The organism is Alteraquisediminimonas sediminicola (assembly GCF_019740335.1).
Lineage (GTDB): Bacteria > Pseudomonadota > Alphaproteobacteria > Sphingomonadales > Sphingomonadaceae > Alteraquisediminimonas > Alteraquisediminimonas sediminicola.
Window position 1 is genome coordinate 675,309 of record NZ_JAHXZS010000001.1, and the last position, 21,157, is coordinate 696,465.

The 21,157-nt window shown below is 58.3% G+C and carries 21 protein-coding genes and 1 tRNA gene; 5 read left to right on the forward strand and 17 right to left on the reverse strand.

The window, feature by feature from the left end; all coding sequences use genetic code 11:
- Positions 1 to 8: 8 nt before the first annotated feature.
- The 10 genes from K6117_RS03380 to K6117_RS03425 form a co-directional block, all read right to left on the reverse strand.
- Positions 9 to 1,256: a TonB-dependent receptor plug domain-containing protein gene (locus K6117_RS03380; RefSeq protein ID WP_221792870.1), complete on the reverse strand. Its 1,248-nt coding sequence runs from the start codon at positions 1,254 to 1,256 to the stop codon at positions 9 to 11.
- 27 nt (positions 1,257 to 1,283) lie between these two features.
- Entirely contained in the window at positions 1,284 to 2,150 is an 867-nt protein-coding gene (locus tag K6117_RS03385) for a TonB-dependent receptor plug domain-containing protein (protein WP_221792310.1), read from the reverse strand.
- Positions 2,151 to 2,189: 39 nt separating this feature from the next.
- Positions 2,190 to 3,911 (reverse strand): putative bifunctional diguanylate cyclase/phosphodiesterase, encoded by a 1,722-nt coding sequence (locus K6117_RS03390; RefSeq protein ID WP_221792311.1) that lies wholly within the window; start codon positions 3,909 to 3,911, stop codon positions 2,190 to 2,192.
- Positions 3,912 to 4,111: 200 nt separating this feature from the next.
- Positions 4,112 to 4,187: transfer RNA gene (locus K6117_RS03395), tRNA-Phe, on the reverse strand.
- Positions 4,188 to 4,265: 78 nt separating this feature from the next.
- Positions 4,266 to 4,427 carry a DNA gyrase inhibitor YacG gene (locus K6117_RS03400; RefSeq protein ID WP_221792312.1) on the reverse strand — a complete coding sequence of 54 codons (162 nt, stop codon included), beginning with the start codon at positions 4,425 to 4,427 and terminating at the stop codon, positions 4,266 to 4,268.
- Complete coding sequence (locus K6117_RS03405) at positions 4,424 to 5,398, reverse strand: ribonuclease (RefSeq protein WP_221792313.1); 975 nt, start codon at positions 5,396 to 5,398, stop codon at positions 4,424 to 4,426. Before K6117_RS03405 ends, K6117_RS03400 begins: the two co-directional genes overlap by 4 nt.
- Positions 5,391 to 5,978, reverse strand: coding sequence for a Maf family protein (locus K6117_RS03410; protein ID WP_221792314.1), 588 nt, complete (start codon positions 5,976 to 5,978; stop codon positions 5,391 to 5,393). The genes K6117_RS03405 and K6117_RS03410 overlap by 8 nt, the downstream gene beginning before the upstream one ends.
- A gap of 15 nt (positions 5,979 to 5,993) precedes the next feature.
- Positions 5,994 to 6,212 carry a translation initiation factor IF-1 gene (gene infA, locus K6117_RS03415; protein ID WP_123152747.1) on the reverse strand — a complete coding sequence of 73 codons (219 nt, stop codon included), beginning with the start codon at positions 6,210 to 6,212 and terminating at the stop codon, positions 5,994 to 5,996.
- 139 nt (positions 6,213 to 6,351) lie between these two features.
- The gene (locus K6117_RS03420; protein ID WP_221792315.1) at positions 6,352 to 7,305 is read right to left on the reverse strand and encodes a NosD domain-containing protein; all 954 of its coding nucleotides are present in this window, start codon (positions 7,303 to 7,305) and stop codon (positions 6,352 to 6,354) included.
- Between the two features lie 106 nt (positions 7,306 to 7,411).
- Positions 7,412 to 8,413 carry an SDR family NAD(P)-dependent oxidoreductase gene (locus tag K6117_RS03425; RefSeq protein ID WP_221792316.1) on the reverse strand — a complete coding sequence of 334 codons (1,002 nt, stop codon included), beginning with the start codon at positions 8,411 to 8,413 and terminating at the stop codon, positions 7,412 to 7,414.
- A 182-nt stretch (positions 8,414 to 8,595) separates the two neighbouring features.
- On the opposite strand from K6117_RS03425, the gene dapB reads away from it, so the two are divergent.
- The 4 genes from dapB to K6117_RS03445 all read left to right on the forward strand — a co-directional run bounded on the left by dapB (position 8,596) and on the right by K6117_RS03445 (position 11,667).
- Positions 8,596 to 9,360 carry a 4-hydroxy-tetrahydrodipicolinate reductase gene (gene dapB, locus K6117_RS03430; protein WP_221792317.1) on the forward strand — a complete coding sequence of 255 codons (765 nt, stop codon included), beginning with the start codon at positions 8,596 to 8,598 and terminating at the stop codon, positions 9,358 to 9,360.
- A 161-nt stretch (positions 9,361 to 9,521) separates the two neighbouring features.
- Positions 9,522 to 10,181 carry an endonuclease III gene (gene nth, locus K6117_RS03435; RefSeq protein WP_221792318.1) on the forward strand — a complete coding sequence of 220 codons (660 nt, stop codon included), beginning with the start codon at positions 9,522 to 9,524 and terminating at the stop codon, positions 10,179 to 10,181.
- A 49-nt stretch (positions 10,182 to 10,230) separates the two neighbouring features.
- Positions 10,231 to 10,641, forward strand: a complete 411-nt coding sequence (locus K6117_RS03440) for a hypothetical protein (RefSeq protein ID WP_246604790.1) — start codon at positions 10,231 to 10,233, stop codon at positions 10,639 to 10,641.
- Positions 10,642 to 10,683: 42 nt separating this feature from the next.
- Positions 10,684 to 11,667, forward strand: a complete 984-nt coding sequence (locus K6117_RS03445) for a zinc transporter ZntB (RefSeq protein WP_246604791.1) — start codon at positions 10,684 to 10,686, stop codon at positions 11,665 to 11,667.
- Between the two features lie 19 nt (positions 11,668 to 11,686).
- Here K6117_RS03445 and K6117_RS03450 read toward each other — a convergent pair whose 3' ends face one another.
- The 7 genes from K6117_RS03450 to K6117_RS03480 form a co-directional block, all read right to left on the reverse strand.
- Positions 11,687 to 12,838: an ABC transporter ATP-binding protein gene (locus K6117_RS03450; protein WP_221792319.1), complete on the reverse strand. Its 1,152-nt coding sequence runs from the start codon at positions 12,836 to 12,838 to the stop codon at positions 11,687 to 11,689.
- Positions 12,835 to 13,683: an ABC transporter permease gene (locus K6117_RS03455; protein ID WP_425514679.1), complete on the reverse strand. Its 849-nt coding sequence runs from the start codon at positions 13,681 to 13,683 to the stop codon at positions 12,835 to 12,837. Before K6117_RS03455 ends, K6117_RS03450 begins: the two co-directional genes overlap by 4 nt.
- Positions 13,680 to 14,624: an ABC transporter permease gene (locus K6117_RS03460; protein WP_221792320.1), complete on the reverse strand. Its 945-nt coding sequence runs from the start codon at positions 14,622 to 14,624 to the stop codon at positions 13,680 to 13,682. The genes K6117_RS03455 and K6117_RS03460 overlap by 4 nt, the downstream gene beginning before the upstream one ends.
- A gap of 6 nt (positions 14,625 to 14,630) precedes the next feature.
- Complete coding sequence (locus K6117_RS03465) at positions 14,631 to 15,743, reverse strand: ABC transporter substrate-binding protein (protein ID WP_221792321.1); 1,113 nt, start codon at positions 15,741 to 15,743, stop codon at positions 14,631 to 14,633.
- A gap of 80 nt (positions 15,744 to 15,823) precedes the next feature.
- Positions 15,824 to 17,233, reverse strand: a complete 1,410-nt coding sequence (locus tag K6117_RS03470) for a cryptochrome/photolyase family protein (protein ID WP_221792322.1) — start codon at positions 17,231 to 17,233, stop codon at positions 15,824 to 15,826.
- Between the two features lie 307 nt (positions 17,234 to 17,540).
- Complete coding sequence (locus K6117_RS03475; protein ID WP_221792323.1) at positions 17,541 to 18,581, reverse strand: 2-oxoacid:ferredoxin oxidoreductase subunit beta; 1,041 nt, start codon at positions 18,579 to 18,581, stop codon at positions 17,541 to 17,543.
- Positions 18,578 to 20,452, reverse strand: a complete 1,875-nt coding sequence (locus K6117_RS03480) for a 2-oxoacid:acceptor oxidoreductase subunit alpha (protein ID WP_221792324.1) — start codon at positions 20,450 to 20,452, stop codon at positions 18,578 to 18,580. The genes K6117_RS03475 and K6117_RS03480 overlap by 4 nt, the downstream gene beginning before the upstream one ends.
- A 196-nt stretch (positions 20,453 to 20,648) precedes the next feature.
- Here K6117_RS03480 and K6117_RS03485 point away from each other — a divergent pair, with 196 nt between their 5' ends.
- Entirely contained in the window at positions 20,649 to 21,140 is a 492-nt protein-coding gene (locus K6117_RS03485; protein WP_221792325.1) for an RNA pyrophosphohydrolase, read from the forward strand.
- Positions 21,141 to 21,157 lie beyond the last annotated feature (17 nt).

Genomic DNA, 21,157 nt, shown 5'->3' on the forward strand with positions numbered 1-21,157 from the left:
CCCTCTCCTCAGAACCGAACGCGCGCCTGCATCGAAACGACACGCGGCGTATAGCTATCCGGCACCGGAATCAGCGGGTGGAGATATTCCTGACGCTTTTTGGTATTCAGATTGGTCCCGACAAGCGACAATTCGATCGTCTCGGTCGGGCGATAGCTCAACCGCGCATCAAGGCTGACATAATCAGGCACGCGGCCATTCACCAATGACGCGACATAACGCACATGCGTATCGATCGATATTTTATCCCCGATATCCAGCATATTGCGGAAACCGACCTGATGCTTGGGCGAATAATCGGGGAAAATCCACAATTTCGCGCCGCCATTTTGCGCCTCCGGCTGCACATTGGCGGCACCAATTTCGGTCATACCGATATTGGAGATAATCGGGGGACGCGCCACTGGTAGCATATTGCTGAAATGAATTTCGGAATAATTGAAATCGACCTTCCAAAAAGGCGTCAATCGACCGGTCAGCAGCACTTCAACGCCACGGCTGTCTAACTCGCCGTTATTGGCGACATTGGCAATGATGATCGACCCGACTGGGAACGGCACGAATGGCACGTAAATCGGTTCAAAACCGATCGGTTCCATCGTGAGAAGGCGATCATAATGATTGGCATAAACACTCAGATCCAACGACCAATTGCGGTCAAATTGGGCGCGCGCCCCTAATTCCAGTGCCACGAGCCGTTCCGATTTGAGATGCCGCACACCTTCCAGCCGGACATAGGTCGTCTCATCCATACCGGACGACGCCTGGGCAGTGCCCGCATTACTGAGGGTCAACATCCCTTGTCCGTGGCGCTCGATCCGCGAAGGCGTCAACACCGCCCGCGATGCACCGCCCCATACCGCCAACGCAGGCGAAATGCGGTAAAACAGCTTGGCGCTGGGCTGTGCCTCGAACCCGGTGAAATTATTATATTCAAATTTGCTGCCAAGCGTCAGCCGCAGACGGTTGGGAATAAGGCTGATATCATCCTGGACATAGCCGCTGATCCAGCGATCCGTCGCCACAGGCTTGTCGAAAAACAGAAGTGAGCTGCCCTGCACATCATCATGGGACAAACGCCCGGTCAGCCCGACATTCAACTCATGATGCGGGCTAGCCCGCCAACGCGCCCCGAAATCGAGGTTGAACGTATCATTTTTGATGCGCGGGCCAACTTCAACGCGGGTAAAATGATCGTAATTCGCCTGTACAGACCAATCCAGATCGGCACCTGCGCGATGGGTCCAACGGCCCAGCGCATATAAGCTGTTGAAATCATTATGCTACACCTGCCGATCATAGCCGAGGTTGAACGGGTCCGACCGCGGCACATTCAGGGCAAAGCTGTTATTCCCCTTAGCCACTTCCGATTGGAAGGTGAATGTGTTGTCGCCATCCGGTTCATAATCCATCCGCCCGCCAAGTGACGCATGATGGGTGGTCGTGGTGAGATCCTTGCCCTGTTGATCGACATAGCCCCCATCCGCCGAGCCCATCGCATACAGGCGATAGCTGAACGCATCACCCAATTGATCGGCATAGGATATCGATCCTTGCTGCTTGCGCCCGCTCAATCGCACATCGGCAATCACGCCTTGGCTGTCGCTGCTGTGGCGCGAGATGATGTTGATGACGCCATTGACGGCATTATTACCCCAAAGCGTCGTCCCCGGCCCGCGCACCACTTCAATCCGCTCAATGTCCGACACGGGCAGCGACGTCATGTCCCATAATATGCCCGAAATGGATGACATATATGTCGGGCGACCATCGATCATCACGGTAATCGTGTTGGAGAACATCGAATTGAAGCCGCGCGCCGATACGACGATATTGCCTTGCTGAATGTCCGCCACTTCCATCCCCGGCACCATCCGCAACAGATCGGCAATCGTGGATGCCGCGGAACGGCGAATATCTTCCTGGGTGATGACAAACACGGCAGCTGCAGATTCACTGACTTTCTGTCGCTTTTTCGCGACCGAAGTCGATTCCACCGTCAGCAATTCCTCCAATGGCAGATCAAGCAGTCCATCGACAGCCGTATCTCCGGTCACATTGGCCGGGGCCGTATTTTCGGCTGCCAATGCCGCCACCGGCATGACGCCGGCGCACATCACGCCAGCCAAAACAACATTCTTCCAATTCACATACATACGCAACGCTCACCAACTGTTAGGTGATCGACGCTAGAGATTCTTCCCCAATGGGTTATTAAACATTGGTCCGGAATGAGTTCCATCCAGCAACTTGCGGAGTGTCTCCTCATCCACCGGACGGGACAGCAGATAGCCCTGCACGATATTGCAGCCCATCACCGACAGCATTTCCAACTGTTCGCCGGTTTCCACACCTTCCGCCACCGATTTGAAGCCAAGGCCCGATGCCATGCCGATCATCGTCTGCACCAGAGTTCGGGCATCCGGATGGTCGACAATATGTTCGATCAATGAACGGTCGAGTTTCAGGCTGTTGATCGGCAGGGTCGTCAGACTGGCAAGGTTGGAATAGCCGGTCCCGAAATCATCAAGCGCCACCGACACGCCAAGCGCCCGCATCATCGTCAACCGATCGGCAGCGAGTTCGACATCCTTCATCGCGCTTGTTTCGGTGATTTCCAGTTCAAGCAATTCCGGCGGCACGTTCCAGCGATGCAAGGACGCCTTGACCAGCGCCACAAACTCCATCTGCCGCAATTGATGAGGGGATACATTGACCGACACCTTAACCCGCAACCCATCCTCCGCCCATGCGGATATGCGGCGGACTGCCGTGGACAGCACCCATTCGCCAATGTCGTTGATGAGGCTCATCTTCTCGGCCATCGGCATGAAATGTCCGGGCAGCAACAAACCGCGACGCGGATGATTCCACCGGATCAACGCCTCTACCGATGCAATTTGCAATGTGCGACAATCATATAGCGGCTGATAATGCAGCACGAACTGGTTTTCGGCCAGTGCCTGCCGCAACTCCTGTTCCAATTCGGCACTGGCACGCGCCTCCTCGTCCAGCACCGCACTGTAACATTCAATCCTGCCCCGGCCTTGTTGCTTGGCATGATACATCGCGGTATCCGCCGCGCGGAGCAATTGATCGTAATTATCGCCATCGCGCGGCCACATCGCGATGCCGATGCTGGCGCCCGCGGCAATCGACCGCGCACCCAGTTCGAACGGTTCGGCCAATACGCGCAACACCCGTCCCGCCACCTTGCGCGCCATCGTCTCGGATTGGATATCGCCCAGAAAGACTGTGAACTCATCCCCGCCCAGCCGCGACAAATGGGCCGTAGGGACCGATGGTTCATCCTGCACCACCCTCCCGACCCGATCCGCCACCCGTGTCGCGAGCTTCAGCCGTTCGGATGCCATTTGCAGTATCTGATCGCCCACGCGATGGCCGAGGGTATCGTTGATCACCTTGAAGCCATCAAAATCGATGAACAGCAGCGCGCACACCAGATCCTGTTGTTCATGGTCGAGGATCTGGCGCTCCACCAGATACTGAAAATGGGCACGGTTAGGCAGACGCGTCAGCGGATCGCGCTGGGCCGCCAATTGCAGATTTTCAACCGTTTCGCGCACCTGCACCGACATATGGCTAATCGCATCATTGAGCGATGTGATCTCGGGGATATGTGCATCCTGCGCGGACACGTCGAAATGACCTCGGGCAATTGATTCCAGATTGCGTCCGGATTCGCTGATAGCCAAAGATATCCGATCAATCCGCCATTTGTTTCGGGCAACGATAATGCCGCATATAAAGGCCGTCATCGGGAATAATAAGATCGGGAGGGACGAATCCACTCTCCCCACCAGCGCACCAAGCCCAATAATGCCCCCCGCCACCAGCAAGGTGCGGCACAGCATCATGACCGGCCTAGATGGTCCATTGATACGCAACATAGACTTTTACCAATAGCTAATACGCCACATACTCGACGCCAAGGACATAGCCCAACGCGGCTATCAGTCAATTCTTAACAACATCTTATGGTTTTACGGTCGATCGGGCCACAAGATCGCGCACCACCCGTTTCGGGCCGTCAACATGATCCGAAACCGATCAAAGGCGCATTGCCGTCATGTCAGGGATATTTGGGAAATGGTGCCCGGGGACGGGATCGAACCGCCGACACTGCGATTTTCAGTCGCATGCTCTACCAACTGAGCTACCCGGGCATTTGGCGTTACCGCCGGTTGGTGACGGGCCTATAGGGTTGGAACGGCGTGGCTGTCCAGCCTTCAAACCAAAAAATTTTATTCGCCCTCGTCATCCTGCTCTCGAACAGGGATGCGATAGCCCTCGTTCAGCCACTGAACAAGGTCGCGATCCTTGCAGCGAACCGAGCAAAAAGGCGCGTGTTCGCGTGATGGCGGCTTACCGCAGATCGGGCAGTTCTTGGTATTTTTGCTGGTCATGATGCAGCCTCACTAACATCTCGCAGGCGAAAAACAATCGCAGCGCCGGTCGCCCGGCGCAGTTGCTCCAGATATTGTGGCCGCTGCTCCAGCCAGCGCAGCACACTCCTGTCCACCGGTCGATCCACCGCGACCGGCGGCACCTCCCGCGCGATTTGCCGCAGCAACCGCCGCGCCCGATGGCCCGCCGCATCCCCCTTCACCCGCTCCGGCAACGATATAAACCGCCGTGGCCGGACAATTTGCAGGAAGCCAAAGCCATTGATGCCGGTGCGCTCAAACGGCCCTTCCAGCGCGGCATCCAATATCTCCGCCACCGCCAGCCGTTCGGCCTTGCCTTCCATGCTGGGAAAATCGACGCCAATCGACCCGGCAAGGTCATGACGCATGATCGCCTCCCCCACCGCCTGCGCCGCCGCCCGCGCCAAAGCGCCAGGGGCAAGGCTGCCATCCACGTCGAAAATCGTCATCGCGGGGGTCAGGCTCATCCGCAACAACCCGCCGGGAAAGGGAATCAGGCCCGTTTCGGCCTCATCCAAACACTCGCCCCAACCTGCCTGTTCAAACCAATCAGGTTCATGCGGCAGGCAATGGCGCACCGGCGATCCCGTCGCCTCGATCCGTGCCAGCAGATCAGGCCCCGCAATCGGTGATTCGTCCGGGGCCGGAAAGGCCTGTGCCAGCTTGGGATTGCCCGGTTCGGGGATCGGCACCCTAGTGACGCGCAACAAGAAGCGCCCGCCCTCCGCCACGCCCTTGGGCAGCTTATTAAGCATCACCGCCTGCCCATTCTCCAGCGTGGCGAGCGCGGTGCGCTTTGGCACTACCTGCGGCCCCAAACGGGCCTCAACCAAGCTATCGGGGGGCAAGCCGTCTTCATCGGTTTCGATCCGGGCGGCAATGATCCGGTCATCGTCGATCAGCACGGCACGGCGTTCGCCGATGCCCGCCTCATACAGCCATTCAGCCAAGACAGAGGCTATCCGAGGCACAGCCGCTGGCCAGCAGCAGCATTCGGGTTTCATACAAAGGCAGGCCGACGACCGCGCTATGGGAGCCGGACAGGAAGCGCACCAGCGCCTCTGCCGCCCCCTGAATGGCATAGCCCCCGGCCTTGCCATGCCAATCACCCAGCGCCAGATAGGCGGCAAGTTCATCATCGGACAGGCGCTTGAAAGCGACAATCGTCGTCACATCGCGATGGCGGGCATTGCCCTCGGCATCGATCACGGTGACGGCGCTGATCACGCGATGGCGGCGACCGGACAGCAACTCAAGACATTGCCGCGCGGTCTTTTCATCTTCGGCCTTGGGCAGGATGCGCCGACCGCAGGACACGACCGTATCCGCGCCCAGCACGATCTTGCCCGGATGGCGCGCGGCAACAATCGCCGCCTTTTCCCATGCCATGCGCCGCGCATAATCGAGCGGCAGTTCGGCCTTGCCGTGATGTTCGTCAATATCGGCGGGATCGACAGCCAAAGGCACCACGCCAAGGCGCGCCAATAGCTCCAGCCGACGCGGGCTGGCGGAAGCAAGGATCAGCGGCAAAATGCCCGTCCCGGCCTATTTGAAGCGATAAGTGATCCGGCCCTTGGTCAGATCATAAGGGGTCAGTTCGACCAAAACGTCATCACCAACCAGCACACGAATGCGGTTCTTACGCATCTTCCCGGCGGTGTGGCCGAGAATTTCGTGGTCATTTTCGAGCTTCACGCGGAACATGGCATTGGGCAGCAATTCAACCACCGTCCCGCGCATTTCCAGCAATTCTTCTTTCGCCATGCGGTCTCTTTACTATCCGGAATTCGAGGAATTTCGAACGGGGCCTTAGCGCGAAACAACGTAGAAGGGAAGGAAAAGCGTACACATAAGGGCGATGGACGAAAGGAGCCCCAATGCAGGTTGAAATGCCCCCCTCACCTCACCGCAATTGTTTCACACCGATCCCCTGCGCCAGCGCGTTCTGGCCGATCCGCAGCGGTTCATGGCTCCAGTCCGCGACAAACCATGTCGACCATGGCACATTCGGCGCAAGCGAGGCCTTGTTATCAGCAATCACCAGTCCGCCGGAGCGATGGCCGCGATTTTCCGCCGCAATGGCAATGAATGCGCTATGGTTTTCCTTGTTCTTGCCTTGCACGAACATATTGCCGGTGATGCTGCCAACCGAACCGGAGGGCAGATCAATCATATAATTGGTCGCCACGCCCTGACTGTCGTCAAAGCTGTTGTCGGTGATATTGTTCCGGCCTGCATTACTCTTGAGATAATGGCCGCCCGTCCCCTTTTCAAAACGGGAATTGGTGATGGTCAGCGAGCCATAATCGCCGACATACAGGCTGTGCGCGCACGCATTGCCCCCATCGCACCGGCCAAGTCGGGAAAAGGTGCTGTGATCGATGACGATCGCCGATGTCGGGTCCGGGGCGGTCAATATGCCCTGCTGGCTATTGCGGAATACCGCATTCACGACGCGCAGATGGCCGCGCTCCAACCTTATGCCCGCGCCATTACCGTCCGGCACCACCATATTCTGGAAGATGATACCGTCCACCACCGCATTTCTGCCGCGAAAGACCACCGCCGCCTTGCCCTCGCAAATGGTGCCGTCAAAAATCACCGACCCCGGCCTGTCCGCGCGCAGGGTGATGTCGCGATCCTCGAACACCGCGCAGTCATGATAGGTGCCGGGCTGGATATTGATCGTGACCGGCTTCGCCCCCATCTCCGCGACCGCATCGTCCAGCCGCCAGAAACTCTGGCCCGTCTCCTCAATCTCGAACGGGGCGCTTTCGGACTGAGCCAGTACCGGCACCACCGCCGGCAGGGCCAATAGCAGGACCACGAGCAGGGATGGGAAAATCGACTTGTACACGACTCGTTACTCCAACAAACATCGTGTTGAAATTGCCATTTACAGCCCAAGCCGTCCACATGATTAATGGTTTACGGCCAGATATTTACCATTTTACCCGCGCGCATCACAATTGATGATAGGCGCGATACCAATCGACAAAGCGCGGGATGCCCGATTCGATCCCGGTTGCGGGCTGGAAACCGAGATCGGCCTGAATGGCGCTGATATCGGCATAGGTCGCAGGCACATCGCCCGCTTGCATCGGTTGAAAATCGCGCACCGCCTTCAATCCGATCGCGTCTTCCAGCACATCGATCATCCGGCCAAGTTCTTCGGCGCGATGATTGCCGATATTATAGATGCGATGCGGCGACGCGCTGCCGCCTGCCTTTATCGATCCATCGTCTTGCGGCGGATTGTCGATACACGCGACCACGCCGGACACGATATCGTCGATATAGGTGAAATCGCGCAGCATCTGGCCATGGTTGAATACCGGGATCGGCTCACCGGCGAAAATCGCCTTGGTGAAAATCCACATCGCCATATCGGGTCGTCCCCATGGTCCATAGACCGTGAAAAATCGTAGTCCCGTCATCGGTATGCGATAGAGATGGGCATAGCTCTCGCTCATCAGCTCATCCGCCCTTTTGGTCGCAGCATAGAGGCTGACCGGATAATCGACCCGATCTTCCACCCGGAACGGCAATTCCTTATTGCCGCCATAGACCGAGGATGACGATGCATAGACCATATGCGCAACCTGACGCGCGCGGGCGATTTCCATCAGATTGAGATGGCCGACAAGGTTCGACTGCACATAAGCCCGCGGATTTTCGATGGAATAGCGCACCCCCGCCTGCGCCCCCAAATGGGCGATGCGGTCGAATTCCAGCCCGGCAAGCCCTGCCTCCAGCGCCCGATCATCGGCAAAATCAAGTTCGAGAAACGTAAAACGGCCGCCATATTGCTGTTGCAGCAAGGCAATGCGGTCTCGCTTCAACTGGACCGCATAATAATCGTTCATATTGTCGATGCCGATCACATGATCGCCTCGCGCCATCAGACGATCGGCCAGATGCATGCCGATAAAACCTGCTACGCCGGTAACGATGATGGTCGCCATTTTCTGCTTTTCCTATCCACCCGGAACGGGCTTCATGCGTCCGATAAAGCGACAAGTTGTTAAGATTGTGGCGCATTGGCCCATCTTGCCCGGAACCATACACCGTTTGATACGCAGCTCGATATTGCCTTGAACTCGCATTCGGCCCATTAAGCCCCACAAAGATCGACAAAGGCAGACAGATGACGACAATCGGTATCTTGGGCGCGGCGGGCCGCATGGGACAGGCAATCGCCGATGTAGCCGCACAGGCGGGCGTAGCGGTTGCAGGCGGCGTGGATCGCGCGGGCGTATCGGCCAAGGTCGCGGGCCAGCCGGTCGGCACCGATGTCGCGGCGCTGGCCAGCCAATGCGATGTATTGATCGACTTTTCCTCCCCCGTGGTGCTTGGCGCGCATCTGGAGGCCGCAAAGGCCGCAGATCGCGCGATTGTCGTCGGCACGACCGGGCTGGAGCCGGAACATCACGCCCTGATCGATGCGGCAGCCACGCATATCCCGATCCTGCAAACCGGCAATACCTCACTTGGCGTCACCTTGTTGGCGGCGGTCGTACGCGATGTCGCATCGCGTTTGGGCGACGATTGGGATATTGAGATTGTCGAAATGCACCATCGCCACAAGGTCGATGCCCCCTCCGGCACCGCGCTGTTGTTGGGTGAAGCCGCGGCCAAGGGTCGTGCCGTGCCACTTGCCGATGTGGCGGATCGCGGGCGCGACGGGATTACGGGTATGCGGCAGCCGGGCCATATCGGCTTTGCCGCGCTGCGTGGCGGCTCGGTCGCGGGCGACCATCAGGTCATCTTCGCCACCGATGGCGAACGCATCGAAATCGGCCACCGCGCCGAAAGCCGGGTGATCTTTGCCAAGGGCGCGATCAAGGCGGCGCAATGGCTGCACGGCAAGCCCGCAGGCCGTTACCGGATGGAGGATGTGCTGGGGCTTTGATGGGGAGCGCCACACGCCGGGGGTAGCATTTTCAAAGAACAGACCTCACTATCCCCCACCAACGGCACGCCGTGCCGCAAGGCCGAACGGCCGCCCGAGCTTATTGCGAGGAAGCCAAGCGGGCGGATGCCCGCGCCCGGCGTCTGAGGGACAAAACAAAGATGAAAAAAACCGACATCGAGACCTTCTATTCCATCCTCGCGGCGAACAATCCCAAGCCGGAGACCGAGCTGGAATATGGCAATGTCTATCAATTGCTGGTCGCCGTCACCTTATCGGCACAGGCGACCGATATCGGGGTCAACAAGGCGACCCGCGCGTTGTTTGAACGGGTCAAAACGCCCGCGCAAATGGTGGCCTTGGGCGAAGCGGGCTTAAAACAACACATCAAGACCATTGGCCTGTTCAACACCAAGGCCAAGAATGTCATCGCCTTGTCGGACATATTGGTCCGCGAACATCAAGGCGAGGTGCCACAGGATCGCGCGGCGCTCGAACGCCTGCCCGGCGTCGGGCGCAAGACCGCCAATGTGGTGCTGAACACCGCCTTTGGCGTGCCGACGATTGCCGTCGACACCCATATTTTCCGCGTGTCGAACCGCACCGGCCTTGCGCCCGGCAAAACAGTGCTGGAGGTCGAAAAAAAGCTGGAAAAGGCCACGCCCGCGCGATTCCGCCTTCATGCCCATCACTGGCTGATCCTGCATGGGCGCTATATTTGCAAGGCGCGCACGCCCAAATGCTGGCGCTGCCCGGTCGCCAGTTGCTGTGCCTTTAAATCCAAAACACCTGCGCCTATATTGAAGACCAAGGCTTCATAAGGCCGAGTGACCGGCACATCATTGCCGGGACGTGTACAGGAGTGGCGACATGAACAAGAAGATCATGATACCCGCATTATTGGCTGCCCTGATTGGCGGCGGCATCGGCTTTACAGAACATGCCGATGCCCGGTCGAAAGACAAGAAATGGGAATTGGCCAAGCCGACCGGCGAGCCCGTCAATTGCATCAACCTCAGTCAAATCCGCAACACCCGTGTCCGCAACGACAAGATTATCGATTTTTATATCAGCAATCGCAAGATCATGCGCAATGAATTGCCTTATAGCTGCCCCTCGCTTGGGTTTGAGGAACGCTTCCTCTACAAGACCAGCTTGTCGCAGCTATGTTCGGTCGATATGATCACCGTGCTGCACAGCAATGGCGGGTTTAACGGCGGTCTGGGCCTTGGCGCATCATGCGGCCTTGGCAAATTCCAGCCGATGGAAATACCGAAATAATCAACGCTTGGCCAAGACCGCCATCGCGCATAAACAGATGGCATGATGGCGGATTTTCAACCGGGCGAATGTGACATGGCGGACAAGACCGCACCTAAGCAAATGGCGACGATGACGATGCAATATCGTGATCCCGCCCATGCTGAACTGATGTTCGAATGGACGCATCTGAACGGGCGCGATCCCGCCACCATCACATGGCTGGCACAGCAGGATCATGTGCCGGAACTGGTGCGTCAGGCACTGGTCACGATGGAAACCCGCCCGCGTTACGAGCCGATTGAAGATGGGGTGCTGCTGAACCTGCGCGCCCCGGCCCTTGTTCCCGGCGATGATCAGGACGCATTGGTCTCGATCCGCATGTGGCTGACCCCCCATCGGGCGATTACCGTCAGCATGCGCGACAGCGAGGTCATGGCGGCGGTGATCGATAAGTTCAACGCCGGTCGACACCGCGATCCGGGCGATCTCGTCGCCTGTTTCGCGACGCTGGTTTCGGAACGGCTCGATAATCAGATCGCGGAATTGGGCGATGCGCTGGATGATCTCGAACTGGGGATGGAATCCGCCCCGCTCTATCTCCACCGCCACAAGGTCAGCGAAATTCGCAGCCAGTCGATTGAATTCCGCCGCTTCGTCCTGCCGCAATATCACGCGCTGGAACGGTTTTCGGTCGCGGGGCCGGATTGGCTCGACGATGATGATGTGCTGCAACTCCGCAACGCCGCCGATCGCTTCGCCCGCATGGGGGAAGAATTGGAGGCGATCCGCGAACGATCCGCGCTGATGCGCGAAGAATTGACCGACCGCCGTTCGGAATTGATGGATACGCGCGCGTTGCTGATTTCCATCGTCGCGCTGATCTTCCTGCCGTTGACGTTCCTCACCGGCCTGTTGGGGATGAATGTCGATGGCATCCCTTATGCCCATGCGCCTTGGGCCTTTTGGGGCGTGGTCAGCTTTTGTCTGATCGTCAGCCTCGCCATGGCCTATTATTTCAAACGCACCCGCTGGACGCGCGGTTAAGGGGCCAGAAGGCTAGAGATCAGGCCAGCAAGACCACCGGGCTGGACGAATGCCAGCGCATCGACACCCGATCTTCCCACGTAAAATCCTCCTGATCGAAGCGCGAGAGATTGGGCCGCGATACGCGCATCACCTGCCCTGATGGCATCAATATCTGAAATACGGTGATGTCGCCGAGATAGGACATGCCCTTGATCACGCCATCCGCCAGATTATGGCCGACCGGCGCATCCGGCGCGGGCGGTGCCTCGCCCTGGCGATAGAGCGATATCTTCTCTGGTCGCAAAGCCACATGCACCGTGCCTTCATGCGGGCCGGTCACGCCATGATTGATATATACCCGGCCAAGGGCGGGACATTCGACCACCGCGCGCTCCGGTTCATCGACGATCAGCCTGCCCTCGAACAAATTCACCGAGCCGACGAAATCCGCGACAAAGCGATTGGCCGGATATTCATACAGATCGGACGGCGTCGCCATCTGGGCGATCAGCCCCTTGTTCACCACCGCGATCCTGCTCGCCATCGATAGCGCCTCATCCTGATCATGGGTGACGGTGACAAAGGTGATCCCGACCTTTTCCTGCAAATCCGCGAGTTCGAACTGCATCGCCGCCCGCAATTTGGCATCGAGCGCGGACAAAGGCTCATCCAGCAGCAACACCTTGGGCCGCATCACCAACGACCGCGCCAGCGCCACCCGCTGCCGCTGCCCCCCCGATAGCTGATCGGGCATACGATCCCCCAGCCCGTCCAGCTTCACCAGCGCCAGCGCCTCATTCACCCGATCACGAATGTCCTTTTTCGGCGTGCGCGCGATTTTCAGGCCATAAGCGACATTGTCCCGCACATTCATATGCGGGAACACGGCATAGCTTTGGAACACCATGTTCACGGGTCGCTGATTGGGCGGCACCCCGGTCATGTCCTGCCCGTCGATCAAAATCTGCCCCTCGGTCGGCAGTTCGAACCCCGCGATCATCCGCAACAAGGTCGTCTTGCCGCAGCCCGATGGCCCCAGCAGCACAAAAAATTCGCCCGGCATGATATCGAGCGACACATCGTCCACCGCCGCCAATTGTCCAAATCTCTTGGTCACGTTGCGGATCTGGATAATCGGCTTGATCGCCGCAGTATCGCTATTGGCCCGGTTCGGCGGAGAGTTTGTCATGCTGGGCCTTTCCCGCTTTGAACCATGCGGTTTTGAAAATAGAGCGCCACGCTCGTCATGATGACGGTCAGCACGATCAACAAGGTCGATGCGGCGTTCACCTCAGGCGTGACCGAGAAACGCACCATCGAATAGACCTTCACCGGAAAGGTGATGGTATTCGGGCCAGAGGTGAAAAAGGTGATGACGAAATCATCCAGCGACATGGTGAATGCCAATAGCGCCCCCGCGATCAGCCCCGGCTTCATATGCGGCAACAACACATCGCGAAACGCCTGCCATTCGCTTGCGCCCAAATCCTTGGCCGCCTCCTCTTCCTCGCGATTGAACGAGGCCAGACGCGACCGCACCACCATCGCAACAAACGGGAAGCAAAAGGTGACATGGGCAATGGTGATCGCACCAAGGCTGAACGGCCATGGCATGTCGGTCGGCCAGCCGATCTGGGCAAAGAAGATCAGCATCGCGACGCCGAAACAGATTTCCGGCACGACAATCGGCAGGGCCATCGCCCCTTCCACCGCCGCTTTCCAAGGGAAGCGAAAACGCCACAACATCACCGCTGCAAGGCCGCCCAAGACCAAGGAAATGATCGTCGTGAAAAAGGCGATGGTAAGCGAATTGCCCAGCGCCTCCATCAACATGTCATTGTGCATCACCTTGTCATAATATTTGGTGGTGAAGCCCCGCCAGACGATATTGCGGCGGCTGTCATTAAAGCTGAACACCATCAACGCGACCAACGGCGCATAAAGGAAGAACATCACCAGCCCGACCCACAGGCGCATCGACCAGCGCCTGGTATAATCAAGCGGCGCAATCGCCGGGCGCAGGCGGCGCATCATGCCCGCGCTCCCACATCTGGCCCGATGCCCGTGCGCATGAGCTTGCGTTCGCGCTGCGCCTGCCATGCGATCATGATGAAGGTCGCATACATCAACATGAAGGACAAAGCCGAGCCGAACGGCCAGTCATTGGCGCGTTTGAACTGGCGTTCGATGACATTGGCGATCATCTGGCTATCGGTCCCACCCAATAGGTCGGGGGTGAGATAGGCCCCCAATGCCGGGACGAAGGTGATGACGACCCCGGAAATAATCCCCGGCGCGGCCAAGGGCGCGACGATGGTCAACAAGGTGCGAAAATGCCCCGCGCCCAGATCAAGGCTCGCCTCGATCAACGAGCGATCCAACCGATCGAGCGCCGCATAAAGGGGCAAAACCATGAACGGCAAATGGACATAGACCAGCCCCAGCACCACCGCGAAATTATTGTAGAGCAGATGCAATGGTTCAAACGCGTCAAGCGGCTGCAACCCCAGCACCACCCGCGCATTGCTCGATAATTGCCACAGCCAGCCCAAGCTCTGATTGGCATAGCCCTCGGTCCGCAACACCGCCATCAGCGCATAGGTGCGGATCAAAAGGTTGGTCCAGAACGGCAGCATGATCCCCAGCAACAGCCAAGGCTTCCACTTCGGCGTGGCAAAGGTGATCGCAAGCGCCACCGGAAAACCGACGATCAGGCAGATGAAGGTCGTCAACCCCGCGACTGCAATCGATTTGCCGAAAATCTGCAAATATAAAGGCTCGATCGCCTTGGCATAATTGGCGAAGGTGCCACTGATCTCGATTTCCGTCAGGCCGACATTGCGCCCGAAACTATAGGCCCACAATACCGCCAAGGGGATAATGAAGAACAACAGCAGCCACAAAATCGGCCCCGTCGCGATCGTCGCAAACACCCGCTTTTGTGTGCGCCAGCTCTGCCCCCCTGCGCCGGTCATTGGCCGTCAGTCCGCACGAATGCGGGTAAAGGCTTCTTCGTACAGCGGCTGGAGTTCCGGATTATAGGCGGCATATTCGCATTTCGCGAGCACGTCCGCCGGCGGGAAAATCACCGGATTATTCTTATATTCTGCTGGCATCAGCGCCTTCGCCGCTTCATTGGGCGTCGGATAGAGAATGGTCTCGCTGATCTTCTTGCCTGCCTCGGCATCCAGCAGATAATTGATGAACGCATGGGCGTTTTCAGGATGCGGCGCGCCCTTGGGGATCGCCAGATTGTCCGAATTGAACTGGCTGCCTTCCTTGGGAATGACAAAATCGATGTCCGGATCTTCCTTCATGATCTGGGCAATGTCGCCATTATATTCGAGCACGAGATCAACCTCGCCCGACAACAACAAATCCTGACCATTGTCTTCGTGGAAGGCCTTCACATTGGCCTTTTGCTTTTTCAGCATGGCCTCCAGCTCCGGCATCATTTCCTTGGTCACGCCATTGACGCTATGCCCCTTATATTTGGCGGCAAGGCGGAAGAGATCGCCCGCCTCGGACAGCAAGGCAATCCGGCCCTTATATTCATCGCTGTCGAGCAACACCTTCCAGCTATCCGGCTTGGCATGTACCTTGGACTTGCGATAGCCGATGCCCAAGGTCAGCCAGGTATAGGGCATGGAATAGGCGCGGCTGGGATCGTACGAGACATTTTTGAACGCCTCGCCGACATTTTTGAAATTCGGAATCTTGGTATGATCGAGCGGCATCAGCATTTCTGCCTTGACCATCCGTTCGACAAAATCATTGCTTGGCACGATCACATCGAAACCGGGATTACCCGCACGCAGCTTGGCGAATAATTCGTCATTGGTAGCAAACAGGCTCATGTTCACATCAATGCCGGACGCGCCCCGGAAATCATCCAGCGTGGTTTCGCCGATATAGGTATCCCAATTGTAGAAATTGAGCTTTGGCTCTTCCTTGCCGCCCGCGGCCTTGTCTCCGCCTTTGCTACAGGCCGCAAGTCCCCCGGTGAAGCTGATGCCAATGGCGGCTGCGCCTAGACTCTTCAGCAAAGAGCGTCGGCCCATGATCGAATCCCGCAACAACGACATTTTATCCATAGCTCGACTCCTGTGATGTCATGGCGTCTACATATGGGGTTAGCTTATGGCATTGATAAATTAGAGCAAGCCCATTTGTGTCAATTTTTTTGCAACTGCGAAGACGCCGCCATCGCCCGCGTCCGCGCCGCCATATGGCCGATGATCTTGCGCGGATAGGCTTTGGGCCGGACCCCGAATTCCTCCGGATCATGGATATAAGGATCGCGCAAATCCGCCAGTTCCGGCACCCATAACCGAATATAGGCACCACAATCGAACTTCTCCGATTGGCCCAAGGGCGCCATGATCCGGCCAAAGGGATTGGATTCAAACCCGGTCCCGGCGATCCACTGCCAACCGACAGAATTATTGCCATAATCAGCATCGACCAGCGTATCCCAGAACCAGCGTTCGCCACAGCGCCAGTCAATCAAGAGATGCTTGACGAGAAAGCTCGCCACCAGCATCCGAATGCGATTGTGGACATAGCCCGTCGCCCATAATTCCCGCATCCCCGCATCGATGATCGGATAGCCGGTCATGCCGCGCTGCCATGCCTTTAGATCGCGGGCGGCGGCCTCATCCTGATCCGGCCTGCGCCATGGAAACGCGCCCCGCGCCGCGCGGCCATCGACCCAGCCATAATCCGGGGACTGATCGATCATATTGATCCCGAAATCGCGCCAGCCGACCTCGCGCAGATAGGGCGCAGCACCCTCGCCCGCTTCGCGTGCCGCGACATGCCAGATGAGCGCGGGCGAGATTTCCCCGAAATGCAGATGCGGCGACAGGCGCGATACGCCCATCACCTTGCCGGGAAAGTTCCGGTCCTCATTATAGGCATCGATATGCGGCAGAAAATCACGCAACCGCTGCTTGGCCGCCTCTTCGCCCGGCTGCCAATATTCGCCGAACGACGCCGCCCAATCGGGGTTGCGCGGCAATAGGGACCAGTCATCCAGCACGTCGCTGTCCGGCCAGAGGGTCGGCGCAGGGATCGCCTGTGGCGCGGCCAAGGGCTTGGGCGGCGGCATATGCTGGAGCAACGCCTTCCACCAAGGGGTAAACATACGATAGCGGCTATCGGTTTTCGAGCGCACCAGCGCAGGCGGATAGAGCACCGCGCCTTCATGCACATTAAGTTTCATGCGCGCCGCCACGGCCTGTTCGGCGGCCTTGTGCCAAGGTTCATAATGGCGGGTCGCATGCACCGCCACCGCGCCGGTCTCTGCCGCCAATTGGGCAAGGACATCCGCGCTATTCCCTTTGCGCAGGATCAGGCGCGATCCCTTGGCCCTGAGACTCGCGTCAAAGGCGGACAGGCTGTGATGCAGCCACCATCTCCCCGCCCCCATGACCGCATAATCCCCCGCAGCCGCATCATCCAGGACATAGACCGGCAATACCGGATGCCCGCTTTCGACGGCGGCGACCAATGCCGCCTGATCGGACAGGCGCAAATCCTGACGGAGCCAGAGGATGACGGGGGTAGCAGATGATTGGGTCATCACGCTTCACTATCCCGTTGGGCGATAAAGTCCATTTTTGTTTAGCCCCGCGTTTTTGTTTACCCCTCAGGCGCCGGGCGCGGGCATCCGCCCGCTTGGCTACGCCGCAATAAGCGGCGGTGGCCGTTCGGCCTTGCGGCTGCTAACGCAGCCGTTGGCGGGGGATAGCAAGGTCAGTCCTTGGAAATGGCCACCAACGGCACACAGTGCCGCAAGCGCGAACGCGCGCCCGAGCTTATTGCGAGGAAGCCAAGGCGGCGGATGCCGCCGCCCGGCGTTTGAGGGACAAACAAAAAAGTGAAACCACTCAACCGAAAACAGTGTTGTCCTTCTCGACCGTCCAGGTCTGCCCCTTGGCGAGCAGGCTTTGCAGGTCCGGGGTCTTGCCCTTCGAGACTTCGATATTCTGGGCGATGACGGCGCTGTCATAGGTTGGGCGCGGATCGTCGAAGATCACGCCCAACGCAATCGGGAAGCCATCGACCAGACGCAGGTCGATCAACATATGGGCGACCGAGCGGTTCTTGACATCATGGACGATGACGCCAGCCGCTTCCCAATCGCCATCGACAACATCGACCGTCTTGAGATGGAGTTCTTTCCGATCAAGGGCGATGCCCTTCTTGCCGCCGTCGAACAGCATCGGCTTGCCATTTTCCAGCCACAGCTGGTGCGGACCGGCATTGGCCTTTTCGGTGAACGGCGCGAACACATCGTCATTATACACGATGCAATTCTGGAAGATTTCCACGAACGCCGCGCCCTGATGGGCGTGGGCCGCCTTCAGCACTGTCGGCAGATTCTTGTTCGTATCAATCGCCCGGGCAATGAAACGCGCACCCGCACCCATCGCAAAGGCGCAAGGCGTGGCTGGACGATCGACCGAACCGAACGGCGTCGACGGGCTCTTCGTGCCCACCTGGCTGGTCGGTGAATATTGCCCCTTGGTCAGGCCGTAAATCTCGTTGTTGAACAACAACAACTGGCAGTTCAGATTGCGACGCAGCAAATGCATCGTGTGGTTGCCGCCGATCGACAGCGCATCGCCATCGCCGGTGATGATCCACACATCCAGTTCCGGATTCGCGAGCTTCACCCCCGTCGCGACCGCGCAGGCGCGACCGTGAATGGTGTGGAAGCCATAGGTTTCCATATAATATGGGAAGCGCGACGAGCAGCCGATACCCGATACGAACACCGTCTTTTCCGGGCTGACGCCCAGTTCCGGCATGGTGCGCTGCACCGCCTTCAAAATGGCATAGTCGCCGCAGCCGGGGCACCAACGCACTTCCTGATCGGTTTCCCAATCCTTGGGCGTCGTCTTGGCGATAGTGGTCATATCGTTCATGCGAGCGACTCCTCGATTGCAACTTCAAGTTCGGCGATGGTGAATGGCTGGCCGGAAACCTTGTTCACGGGCTTGGCATCAACCAGATATTGATCGCGCAGCACGGTTTTCAACTGGCCCGTGTTCATTTCCGGCACGATGACCTTGTCATAGCTATGCAGCAATTCGCCCATATTCTTCGGCATCGGCCAGATGTGGCGGATGTGAATATGGCTCACATCCAGCCCCTTGGCGCGGGCGCGGCTGACGGCCTGATGGATCGCGCCATAGGTCGAACCCCAGCCGACGACCGCGAGCTTGCCGCCCGCCGCGCCGATGCACACATCCTGATCGGGAATGCTGTTGGCGATGCCGTCGACCTTGGCCTTGCGGATGTCGGTCATGGCCTGATGGTTGGCAGGCGAATAATCGATATGGCCGGTGTCGATCTGCTTTTCGATGCCGCCGATGCGATGGATCAGGCCCGGTGTCCCCGGCTTGACCCAAGGCCGCGCGAGCTTTTCATCGCGGGAGAACGGCTTGAACCCGCCTTCCGGCACGGTGTCGAGGAACTTGACCGGGAACGGCTTGTAGGTCGACATATCCGGCACGGCCCAAGGCTCTGCCGCATTGCCGATATAGCCATCGGTCAACAACATGACCGGGGTCATATATTGCACCGCGATCCGCACTGCCTCAATCGCGCAATCAAACGCATCCGAAGGCGAACGTGCGGCGATGACGGGCATCGGCGCATCGCCGTTGCGGCCATAGACCGCCTGATACAGATCCGATTGCTCGGTCTTGGTCGGCAGGCCGGTCGACGGGCCGCCACGCTGGCTGTTGACGATGACGAGCGGCAATTCGGTCATGATCGCAAGGCCGATGGCTTCGCCCTTCAACGCGATCCCCGGCCCCGAAGACGAGGTCACGCCCAATTGGCCCGCATAGCTTGCGCCAATGGCCGAGGCGATAGCGGCGATTTCGTCTTCCGCCTGAAATGTGGTGATCCCATATTCCTTGAGCGCCGACAGATAATGCAGGATCGAAGACGCAGGCGTGATCGGATAGCCGCCGAAGAACATCGGCATGCTCGCCAATTGCGTGCCCGCGACCAGACCATAAGCCACGGCCTCTGCACCCGTGATGGTGCGATACAGGCCGGGGGCAACCGGGGCTGGATTGACGTGATGACGCTTGACCTGACCACCGATTTCGATGGTTTCGCCATAAGCATGGCCTGCGTTCAGCGCGGCGATATTGGCATCGGCCAGCACTTGGTTCTTCTTGAACTTGCCGTTCAGCCAATCGATCATCGGCTGACGATCACGGTCGAACATCCACAAGGCGAGACCGAGCGTCCACATATTCTTGCAGCGCAGCGCCTCTTTATTGCCAAGGCCAAAGGGCTTGACCGCATCAAGGGTGAGCTGGGAAATGTTGAACTTGACGAGCTGCCATTTGTTCAGGCTGCCATCGTCGAGCGGGTTGACCGTGTAACCGGCCTTTGTGAGGTTGCGGGCGGTGAATTCGCCTTCATCGGCGATGATCAGGCCACCCGGCTTCAAATTGCCGACATTGGTCTTCAACGCCGCCGGGTTCATCGCGACGAGCACATCCGGCGCATCGCCCGGCGTATCGATCGCGCCCGAACCGAAATTGATCTGGAACGCCGACACGCCAAAGGTCGTGCCCTGCGGCGCGCGAATTTCAGCGGGGAAATCCGGGAATGTCGCAAAGTCATTGCCCGACAGCGCAGATGAAAGCGTGAACTGCCCACCCGTGAGCTGCATGCCGTCGCCACTATCGCCTGCGAAGCGGACAACGATTGATTCGTCATTCTGAATTGCGGCGGAACTGCCGGATTCCAGCGTCTGAGCGACTGATGCCATTCCAATTTCCTGCGTCGTTATATGGCAAGTCAATTGCCACTTTGCTCCACTCCCCTAGGACAGAGCAGGCCTCTCCTCAACGAAGAAATGCTGCACCCTGTCCCAGAAAGACTTGGGTTCTAGCCTAATTTGCGCTTGATCGAAAACAGCTAAAGTGAAACCAGCCCATCATCACCACGCCAGATCAGGAATCCCGATGTCGAACAGCTTTGCCCATTTGCCCTATCGCCCCTGCGCCGGGATCATGCTGCTGAACCGCGAAGGTCTGGTTTTCGTAGGCCAGCGCGCAGACAGCAGCGCCGATGCATGGCAGATGCCGCAAGGCGGGGTGGACAAGGGCGAAGACCCGCTCGATGCCGCCATCCGCGAGGTCGGCGAAGAAACCGGCATCCGCGCGGATTTGATTCGCCTGATCGCCCAATCTTCCGAGGAGCGCTTTTACGACCTGCCGGATGATCTGATCGGCAAATTATGGAAGGGCAAATATCGTGGCCAGCGGCAAATCTGGTTCCTGATGCGCTTCCTTGGCCATGATGACGATGTGAACATCATGACCGAGCATCAGGAATTCCGCGCGTGGCGCTGGGCCGAACCGGAACAGGTGCCGCAATTGATCGTATCGTTCAAACAGGCACTGTATCACGACATTCTTGATGAGTTCCGCCCACTGATCGGCCCGGCAGAATAACGCAAAAATCGCGCAAT

Coding starts and splice junctions, on each gene's coding strand:
- K6117_RS03390 (WP_221792311.1), bottom strand. CDS start 3,911: ATGTTGCGTATCAATGGACCATCTAGGCCGGTCATGATGCTGTGCCGC.
- K6117_RS03400 (WP_221792312.1), bottom strand. CDS start 4,427: ATGACCAGCAAAAATACCAAGAACTGCCCGATCTGCGGTAAGCCGCCA.
- infA (WP_123152747.1), bottom strand. CDS start 6,212: ATGGCGAAAGAAGAATTGCTGGAAATGCGCGGGACGGTGGTTGAATTG.
- K6117_RS03425 (WP_221792316.1), bottom strand. CDS start 8,413: ATGGCGACCATCATCGTTACCGGCGTAGCAGGTTTTATCGGCATGCAT.
- dapB (WP_221792317.1), top strand. CDS start 8,596: ATGACGACAATCGGTATCTTGGGCGCGGCGGGCCGCATGGGACAGGCA.
- nth (WP_221792318.1), top strand. CDS start 9,522: ATGAAAAAAACCGACATCGAGACCTTCTATTCCATCCTCGCGGCGAAC.
- K6117_RS03440 (WP_246604790.1), top strand. CDS start 10,231: ATGAACAAGAAGATCATGATACCCGCATTATTGGCTGCCCTGATTGGC.
- K6117_RS03445 (WP_246604791.1), top strand. CDS start 10,684: ATGATGGCGGATTTTCAACCGGGCGAATGTGACATGGCGGACAAGACC.
- K6117_RS03450 (WP_221792319.1), bottom strand. CDS start 12,838: ATGACAAACTCTCCGCCGAACCGGGCCAATAGCGATACTGCGGCGATC.
- K6117_RS03455 (WP_425514679.1), bottom strand. CDS start 13,683: ATGATGCGCCGCCTGCGCCCGGCGATTGCGCCGCTTGATTATACCAGG.
- K6117_RS03460 (WP_221792320.1), bottom strand. CDS start 14,624: ATGACCGGCGCAGGGGGGCAGAGCTGGCGCACACAAAAGCGGGTGTTT.
- K6117_RS03465 (WP_221792321.1), bottom strand. CDS start 15,743: ATGGATAAAATGTCGTTGTTGCGGGATTCGATCATGGGCCGACGCTCT.
- K6117_RS03470 (WP_221792322.1), bottom strand. CDS start 17,233: ATGACCCAATCATCTGCTACCCCCGTCATCCTCTGGCTCCGTCAGGAT.
- K6117_RS03475 (WP_221792323.1), bottom strand. CDS start 18,581: ATGAACGATATGACCACTATCGCCAAGACGACGCCCAAGGATTGGGAA.
- K6117_RS03480 (WP_221792324.1), bottom strand. CDS start 20,452: ATGGCATCAGTCGCTCAGACGCTGGAATCCGGCAGTTCCGCCGCAATT.
- K6117_RS03485 (WP_221792325.1), top strand. CDS start 20,649: ATGTCGAACAGCTTTGCCCATTTGCCCTATCGCCCCTGCGCCGGGATC.